The sequence below is a fragment of the Pseudogemmobacter sp. W21_MBD1_M6 genome (assembly GCF_052119585.1).
Taxonomy (GTDB): Bacteria; Pseudomonadota; Alphaproteobacteria; order Rhodobacterales; family Rhodobacteraceae; genus JBGQOJ01.
This window is the reverse complement of the sequence record NZ_JBGQOJ010000074.1, coordinates 1-1,231: the sequence shown is the minus strand read 5'-3', so window position 1 is coordinate 1,231 and position 1,231 is coordinate 1. Positions and strand designations below refer to the sequence as shown.

General features: G+C 59.0%; 1 protein-coding gene. It reads right to left on the bottom strand.

Annotation, left to right across the window (positions count from 1 at the left end):
* Positions 1-38 precede the first annotated feature (38 nt).
* A protein-coding gene (locus ACEN2R_RS20900; protein WP_442044872.1) for an IS3 family transposase occupies positions 39-1,168 on the bottom strand; the annotation gives its coding sequence in 2 pieces (ribosomal slippage) (positions 39-922 and positions 922-1,168; 1,131 coding nt in all).
* Positions 1,169-1,231: the final 63 nt, after the last annotated feature.

Here is a 1,231-nt window from a genome sequence, read left to right as displayed (position 1 = left end):
TGGACCTGCACCGGTTTCGTTCCGGTCAGGTGCTCATGTTAAGCGGCCTTTCGTTCGAAGGCCACGGGGCTTTTGCCTCCCAATGCTGAGTGCCGACGGCGCGGGTTGTAGAAGCCGTTGATATATTCGAAGAGGGCGACTTCGACCTCGCGACGGGTTTGCCAGTTGTGCCGCCATACCAGTTCGGCTTTCAGCGATTTGAAGAAGCTTTCGACAGCAGAATTGTCGTAGCAGTTGCCTTTCCCGCTCATTGAAACCTTGAACCCGTACTTTCGCAGCAGCTTCTGATAGTCGTGAGCACAGTATTGCGACCCGCGATCGGTGTGATGAATGCAGCCTGGTGGCGGCCTTCGGATCGCGATCGCCATGTTCAAGGCCCGCAAGGCGAGATCCTGCTTCATGCGATTTCTGATCGCCCAACCGACAACGCGCCGAGAGAAAAGGTCAATGATCACGGCCAGATAGACCCAACCTTCCCGCGTCCAGACATAAGTGATGTCGCCCGCCCACTTCTGGTTCGACCCGCTCGCGGTAAAGTCCTGCTGCAGGAGATTCGGCGCGATGTTGAAGGCGTGATCGCTGTCGGTGGTGCGCTTGAACTTGCGGCTGCGGATGACCTGGATGCCATTCTGGCGCATAAGTCGCCCGACACGGCGCTGTCCGACATGAATGCCCAGCTCATTCAGCTCCTCGGTCATCCGTGGTCGGCCGTAGCTGCCCAGGCTCAGGCGGTGCTGATCGCGGATATGGGCCAAGAGCACCATGTCACGCCGCTGGCGATGCGACGGGGGCCGGTGCTTCCAGGCATGCAGCCCACGTTCCGAGACGCCCATCAGGCGGCAAAGATGGCTGCGGGTCAGCATGCCGCGATACTCGGCAATATACTGAAACTTCACGGCTTTTGAGCCGCGAAGAACATCGCCGCTTTTTTTAGCACCTCCCTCTCCTCCCTGAGGATACGGTTCTCTTTGCGAAGCCGCTCGTTCTCGCGCAGAAGCTCGGCATCCTGTGCGGGAACCTTGGCTTCCTCCGAAACCGCCCGAACCCACTTGCCGAGCGTCGAAAGCCCGATCCCCAAATCAGATGCAACCTGACGCCGTGTCAGGCCACTGGTTTGCGCGATGCGAACCGCATCCCGCTTGAACTCGTCGCTGTGTATCGCTGCCATATCCGGTCTCCTTGATGGCGAGTATTGCTCTCAAAAGACCGGAACGAAACCGGTGCAGGTCCA